The 7,052-nt window shown below is 64.6% G+C and carries 5 protein-coding genes and 1 tRNA gene; 4 read left to right on the top strand and 2 right to left on the bottom strand.

Translation table 11 applies throughout. From position 1 onward, the window contains the following. On the bottom strand, positions 1–341 hold a 341-nt coding region (locus AC1DYX_RS25595), incomplete at its 3' end, for a squalene/phytoene synthase family protein (protein WP_477264112.1). Between the two features lie 73 nt (positions 342–414). Beyond that, positions 415–1,224 (bottom strand): squalene synthase HpnC, encoded by an 810-nt coding sequence (hpnC, locus tag AC1DYX_RS25590; RefSeq protein ID WP_477264110.1) that lies wholly within the window; start codon positions 1,222–1,224, stop codon positions 415–417. Positions 1,225–1,309: 85 nt separating this feature from the next. Between hpnC and AC1DYX_RS25585 the strand changes: the two genes are divergently transcribed. The 4 genes from AC1DYX_RS25585 to tig form a co-directional block, all read left to right on the top strand. Beyond that, positions 1,310–2,461 carry an efflux RND transporter periplasmic adaptor subunit gene (locus AC1DYX_RS25585; protein ID WP_477264108.1) on the top strand — a complete coding sequence of 384 codons (1,152 nt, stop codon included), beginning with the start codon at positions 1,310–1,312 and terminating at the stop codon, positions 2,459–2,461. Beyond that, positions 2,458–5,565, top strand: a complete 3,108-nt coding sequence (locus tag AC1DYX_RS25580; RefSeq protein ID WP_477264106.1) for an efflux RND transporter permease subunit — start codon at positions 2,458–2,460, stop codon at positions 5,563–5,565. Before AC1DYX_RS25585 ends, AC1DYX_RS25580 begins: the two co-directional genes overlap by 4 nt. 257 nt (positions 5,566–5,822) lie before the next feature. Then, positions 5,823–5,909 (top strand) — tRNA-Leu (locus AC1DYX_RS25575). 31 nt (positions 5,910–5,940) lie between these two features. Further along, positions 5,941–7,052: trigger factor (gene tig / locus AC1DYX_RS25570; RefSeq protein ID WP_477264104.1), on the top strand; the 1,112-nt coding region annotated here is incomplete at its 3' end.

Here is a 7,052-nt window from a genome sequence, read left to right as displayed (position 1 = left end):
AGGTAGCGCGACTGGTCCAGGTCCATCTCCATGCCGTCGATGATGGCCAGCAGGTGTTCGTGCTTCAGGTCGTAGACGGCCAGGTGCGGCTGCAGCGCGAGCATCACGGGGTGCGTCGGCGTGCCCGTGAACATCTGCGTGACCTCGTTGCGCCACCACGCGAGCTTGATGCGCGCGACCGACTGGTCGGTCGTCTCGTCGACGGTGTCGTCGACTTCCCGGCAGAATGCGTACAGCGCCGTGATCGCGCGCCGGCGCTCCGGCGGCAGGAACAGGAAGCTGTAGTAGAAGCTGGAGCCGCTTTGTGCGGTCTTTTGTTGGCAGTATTCGTCGGGGGACATAGTCAAATTATTAACGCGCGGAGCGGGTCCGCTATCTTATCCGATCGGGATGATACGGAGGGTGATTGCCGGGTTACATACGCAAGGCGCGCCAGCCCACGGTGAGCCAGTCCAGGCGCTTCAGCCGGGGGCGGCGCCGGAACACGTCGTACTCCACCCGCTCGATCGCTTCCAGGATGCGCAGGCCGCCCTGCACGACCATGCGCAATTCCCAGCCGATGCGTCCCGGCAGCCGCTTGACCAGCGGGGCGCCTTCCAGCATCAGGGCGCGCGCCCGCTCGACCTCGAAGCGCATCAGCGTACGCCACGCGGGGCTCGTCCGGGTATGCACGATGTCGTCTTCGCTGACACCGAAGCGGGCCAGGTCGTCCTGCGGCAGGTAGATGCGGCCCTTGGCGATGTCGATGGCGACGTCCTGCCAGAAGTTGATCAGCTGCAGGGCGGTGCAGATCGCGTCCGATTCGCGCAGGCTCGTGGCATCGCCCACGCCGTACAGGCCCAGCATCAGCCGTCCGACGGGATCGGCCGAACGTCGGCAATAATCCAGCAGGCGCGGGTAATCCGGATAGCGCGTCGTCACGACATCCTGCCTGAAGGCGCTCAGCAGGTCGCGCAGCGGTTTCAGCGGGAGATGGTGTTCCGCCAGCGTGGCGGCCAGCCGGGCGAACATCGGATCCACGGGCGGGATGCCGGCGGCGATGGTGTCCAGCGCCGATTCATAGGCGTCCAGCGCGGCCAGGCGCTCGGCCGGCTTGGCGTCGCCCTCGTCGGCGAGGTCGTCCGCGCTGCGCGCGAACGCATAGATCGCCTCCACTGCGGGCACGAGGCGGCGCGGCAGGAGGATCGAAGCGACAGGAAAGTTTTCGTAGTGGTCGACGGCCATGCGACGCGTTAGATTGCTGACTCTAAAGTCATTTACTGGCGATAATTGCATGATTATAATTGGTAGGTTAAATATGAGGAAACCAATGCCTGCTTTTCCCGCCGCCCCCATCGTTCTCCCTGTGGTCATGACGCTGGCGCTGCTCGCCGGCTGCTCCCGTTCCGGCCCGCCCGCCGAAGACGTGCGTCCCGTGCGTGTACTGACGTTGGCGTCGGGCGTCGTCGGCTCGTCGGCGGAGTTTTCCGGCGATGTCCGGCCCCGCTACGAATCGCGGCTGGGCTTCCGCGTGGGCGGCAAGATCAGCGCGCGCAAGGTCGACATAGGCACCGTGGTCAAACGCGGCCAGGTGCTGATGCAACTGGACCCGCAGGACTTGCGCCTCGGCCAGGCCCAGGCCCAGGCGAACCTGAGTGCGGCGCAGACGAATTACGAGCTGGCGCGCGCGGACATGAAGCGTTACCAGGACCTGCGCAGCCAGAACTTCGTCAGCCAGGCGGTGCTCGATCAGAAGGTGGCGGCCGCGCATTCGGCCCAGGCCAGCATGGAGGCGGCGCGCGCGGCGTCGCGCGAGCAGGCCAACCAGACGGGTTATGCCAGCCTGGAATCGGACACGGACGGCGTCGTGACGGGCATCGATGCGGAAGTGGGGCAGGTCGTGCAGGCGGGCACGCCCGTCGTGCGCGTCGCGCGTACGGACGAGAAGGAAGTCGTGATCGGCGTGCCGGAAGACCAGGTCGATGAATTGCGCAACGTGAGCGACGTGAAGGTCAGGCTGTGGGCCGATCCGGACCGCAGCATCCCCGGCAAGATCCGCGAAGTGTCGCCGGTGGCCGATCCGGCCACGCGCACGTACACGGTGAAGGTGGCGATCCCCGCCCGCGACGATATCCGGCTGGGCATGACGGCCGTCGTCCAGCTGGCGCATGCCGGCGCCGGTTCGGCGATCAGGGTGCCGCTGTCGGCGCTGTACCAGAACAAGGGCGCGACGTCCGTGTGGGTCATCGAGAACGGCGCCGTGCGCCTCGTTCCCGTGCAGGTGGGCGGCGTGTCGGGCAACGACGTGCTGCTGGCCGGCGGCGTGAAGCCCGGCCAGGCCATCGTCACGGCGGGTGTCAACCTGCTCAAGCCGGGGCAGAAAGTCAAGGTGCTGGCGGCCGACGTGGCGCGCCGCGGTGATGCGGAAGCGGAAGCGTCGGGTGTCCGGGGGACACCCGACGGGAACGGGGCCCCCAAATGAAGGGCTTCAACCTGTCGCGCTGGGCGCTCGAACACATCCCGCTGACCCGCTACCTGATCGCCGCGCTGCTCATCGGCGGCATCATCAGCTACGGCAAGCTGGGCCAGGACGAGGACCCGCCGTTCACGTTCCGCGCCATGGTCATTACGGCATACTGGCCGGGCGCGACCTCGGTGCAGATGGCCCAGCAGGTCGCCGACAGGCTCGAACAGAAGCTGCAGGAGACGCCTTATGTCGACAAGCTGCGCAGCTTTTCCAAGCCGGGCGAGACCACGATCATCCTCGAGCTGAAGGAGTCGTCGCCGCCGAAGGAAGTCTCCGGCATCTGGTACCAGGTGCGCAAGAAGGTCGGCGATATCGCAGGCACCTTGCCGCCCGGCGTGATCGGGCCGTTCTTCAACGATGAATTCGGCGACACGTACGGCTCCATCTTCGCGCTGTCCGGCGACGGTTTTACTTATGCGGAGATGCGCGACTACGCCGACTTCGTGCGCCAGCAGCTGCTCGCGGTGCCGCTGGTCGCGAAGGTCGAACAGTTCGGCGTGCAGCAGGAAAGAATCAACATCCAGTTCTCGCAGCAGAAATTCTCCCAGCTGGGCGTGCCGTTCGAGCAGATCGTGAACCAGATCGCCACGCAGAACGGCATCGAGTCGGCCGGCGTGCTCGTCACGCCGCAGGAAAACCTGCAGGTGCGCGTGACGGGCGGCCTGAAGACGGTCAAGCAGCTGGAGGACCTGAGCCTGCGCGCGGGCAGCACGACATTCCGCCTCGGCGACTTCGCCACCATCAAGCGCGCCTACGAGGATCCGCCGCACGACAAGATGCGCTTCAACGGCAAGGAAGTCATCGGCCTCGGCGTGTCGATGGAAAAGGGCGGCAACATCATCCAGCTGGGCAAGGGCCTGGAAAAGACGGTGGAGCACATCAAGAGCCAGCTCCCCGTCGGCATCGAACTCGAACGCGTGGCGAACCAGCCGGCCGCCGTCACGGCGTCCGTCGGCGAGTTCATGCGCAGCCTGATCGAGGCGATCGTCGTTGTGCTCGCGGTGTCGTTCGTCGCGCTCGGCCTGCACAAGAACACGAAGCCGGGGCGCAAGTACCGCCTGGACGTGCGCCCCGGCCTCGTCGTGGCGCTGACGATCCCGCTCGTGCTGGCGATTTCTTTCCTCCTCATGCGCGTGTTCGACATCTCGCTGCACAAGATCTCGCTGGGCGCCCTGATCATCGCGCTGGGCCTGCTGGTGGACGATGCCATCATCGCCGTCGAGATGATGGTGCGGAAGATGGAAGAGGGCATGTCGCGCTTCGAGGCTGCCACGTTCGCCTACACGTCGACGGCGTTCCCGATGCTGACCGGCACGCTGATCACGGCCGCGGGCTTCCTGCCGATCGGCCTGGCGAAATCGGCGGCTGGCGAATACACGTTCGCGATGTTTTCCGTGAACGCGATTGCACTGATCGTGTCGTGGGTCGTGGCCGTCACGTTCACGCCTTACATCGGTTTCCTCCTGCTGCGYGTGAATCCGCACGGCGACGGACACCACGACGTCTACGACACCCCGGCGTACGCACGCTTCCGCCGGCTCGTCGACCGCTGCGTGGAATGGCGCAAGACGACGATCGCGCTGTCGCTGGCCGTGTTCGTGCTGGGCGTGTTCGGCTTCAAGTTCATCGAGAAGCAGTTCTTCCCCGATTCCAGCCGTCCCGAGCTGATGGTCGAGATGTGGACGCCGGAAGGCACGAGCTTCGCCGTCAACGAGGCGCTGGCAAAGAAATTCGAAGCGTTCGCGCGCGCGCAGCCGGAGACGGTCAGCGTGACGTCGTACATCGGCACGGGCAGTCCGCGCTTCTACCTGCCGCTGGACCAGATCTTTCCGGCGTCGAACGTGTCGCAATTCGTCGTGCTGCCGAAGACGGTCGCCCAGCGCGACGCGCTGAAGCTCAAGATCGAGAACGTGTTCAAGAACGATTTCCCGGAAGTGCGCGGCCGTGTGAAGCTGCTGCCGAACGGACCGCCGGTGCCGTATCCCGTGCAGTTCCAGGTGATGGGGCCGGACATCGGCGTCGTGCGCAAGGTTGCCGACCAGGTCAAGGAAATCATGATCGCCAATCCGAACACGGTGGGCGTGAACGACAACTGGAACGAGTCCGTGAAAGTGCTGCGCCTCGACCTCGACCAGGACAAGATGCGCGCACTGGGCGTGACGTCGCAGGCCGTGCGTCGCACCATCGCCACCGTGCTGTCGGGGGCGACGGTCGGCCAGTTCCGCGAGAGCAATYGGCTGATCGACATCGTCGTGCGCCAGCCGGTGGAGGAACGATCGAACATGTCCGTGCTCGCCGGGACGAACGTGCCGACGCCGTCCGGCAAGGCCGTGCCGCTGTCCCAGCTTGCCCACATCGAATTCGTGTGGGAGCCCGGCGTCGTGCAGCGCTATGGCCGCGAGTGGGCGATCATGGTCCAGTCCGACGTCGTCGAAGGCGTGCAGGGGCCGACCGTCTCCGACCAGGTGAATGCGAAACTGGAAGCGATCCGTGCGAAGCTTCCGGCCGGCTACCGTATCAAGCTGGAAGGCGAGGGCGCGAACAGCTCCCAGGCTGAGGACTCGATCTCGGCCAATGTGCCGCTCGTGCTGTTCATCGTGTTCACCCTGCTGATGCTGCAGTTGCACAGTTTTTCACGCTCGGTGATGGTCTTCCTGACGGGGCCGCTGGGCATCGCGGGCGCGGCGATGGCGCTGCTGCTGTTCCACCAGCCGTTCGGCTTCGTCGCCAATCTGGGGGTGATCGCGCTGTTCGGCATGGTGGTGCGCAATTCCGTGATCCTCGTCGACCAGATCGAAAAGGACATCGCGGCCGGGCACCCGGCGTGGGAAGCGATCGTCGAGAGCGCCGTGCGGCGTTGCCGGCCGATCCTGCTGACGGCGGCCGCCGCGGCGCTGGCGATGATCCCGCTGTCGCATTCCGTGTTCTGGGGGCCGATGGCCGTGGCGATCATGGGCGGGCTGCTGGTGGCGACGGCGCTCACCTTGCTGTTCCTGCCGGCGCTGTACGCGGCGTGGTTCCGCGTGAAGCGCCCCGTGCGCGTAACAACGCCCGCGTAGGGTGGGCTCCCCGAGCCCACGCGCGACGCCGGCATCAGGTCGGCTTCCGCGTGGGGCACGGGTGCCCATCCTACCTAAATGCTTGAAATATTGGATGAATTTAATAGGGGCACGCACGAATCAAAATGTGCCCAATCGTGTCACAAAATCCAGTAAAATATCGGGTTGAAGTTGTAGCCCCTAGACATTTGGATGCAGGGCGGCCGGTTTCATTGTCGGGCGCCCTTTGTTTTTGTGGCAAGATGCAGCAATCCTGAGCGAGGATGGCGAAATTGGTAGACGCACCAGGTTTAGGTCCTGACGCCAGCAATGGTGTAGGGGTTCGAGTCCCCTTCCTCGCACCACGAATAATTATTTTTTTGGACGATTTTTACAATGGCAACTGCAGTCGAAAACCTGGGTAAACTCGAGCGTCGCTTGACGATCTCTTTTCCGCTGAGCGACGTTCGTACGGAAGTTGAAAAGCGCCTCAAGAGGCAGGCCAAGACTGCTCGTGCTCCGGGCTTCCGTCCGGGCAAGGTGCCGCTGAAGATGGTCGCCGCGCAGTACGGCTACCAGATCGAATCCGACGTGCTGAACGACCGCGTTGGCCAGGCGTTCAACGACGCCACCAACGAAGCCCAGCTGCGCGTTGCCGGCATGCCGAAAATCGAACCGAAACAGGACGCGCCGGAAGGCATGCTGGCCTTCGACGCGACTTTCGAAGTCTACCCGGAAGTCGCGCTGCCGGCCCTCGAGGGCATCGAGATCGAAACCGTCAAGACCGACGTCACCGACGCCGAGATCGACAAGACCATCGACATCCTGCGCAAGCAGCGCGTCCACTTCCACACCAAGGGCGAAGCCGGTGAGCACGGCGACGGTGGCGAGCCGGTCGCAGCGAACGGCGATCGCGTGACCGTCGACTTCGTTGGCGTCATCGACAATGTTGAGTTCCCGGGCGGCAAGGCTGAAGATTATGCCTTCGTGCTGGGCGAAGGCCGCATGCTGCCGGAATTCGAAGCCGCGACCGTCGGCCTGAAAGTGGGCGAAAGCAAGACGTTCCCGCTGGCCTTCCCGGAAGACTACCATGGCAAGGACGTGGCCGGTAAGACCGCCGAGTTCACCATCACGCTGAAGAAGCTGGAGTGGGCGCACCTGCCGGAAGTCGACGCCGAGTTCGCCCAGTCGCTGGGCATCGAAGACGGCAGCATCGAAAAGATGCGCGAAGACATCAAGGTCAACCTGGAGCGTGAAGTCAACGCCCGCATCAAGGCTCGCAACAAGGAAGCCGTGATGGACGCCCTCGTCAAGCACACCGAAATGGACGTGCCGAAGGTCATGATCGAACAGGATTCGCAGCGCCTGGCCGAGCAGACCCGCCAGGATATGGCCCAGCGCGGCATGGACGTCAAGAGCCTGCCGTTCCCGGCCGACCTGTTCGCCACTAAGGCCGAGCGCCGCGTGCGCCTGGGTCTGATCCTGTCGCAACTGGTCCAGGAAAACAG

It is taken from the genome of Massilia sp. P2_C2 (assembly GCF_056404615.1).
This window is presented reverse-complemented; position numbering and strand designations above follow the sequence as displayed.

Bases quoted from the DNA above. Each gene is read 5' to 3' on its own strand.
- hpnC (WP_477264110.1), bottom strand. From the start codon at position 1,224: ATGGCCGTCGACCACTACGAAAACTTTCCTGTCGCTTCGATCCTCCTG.
- AC1DYX_RS25585 (WP_477264108.1), top strand. From the start codon at position 1,310: ATGCCTGCTTTTCCCGCCGCCCCCATCGTTCTCCCTGTGGTCATGACG.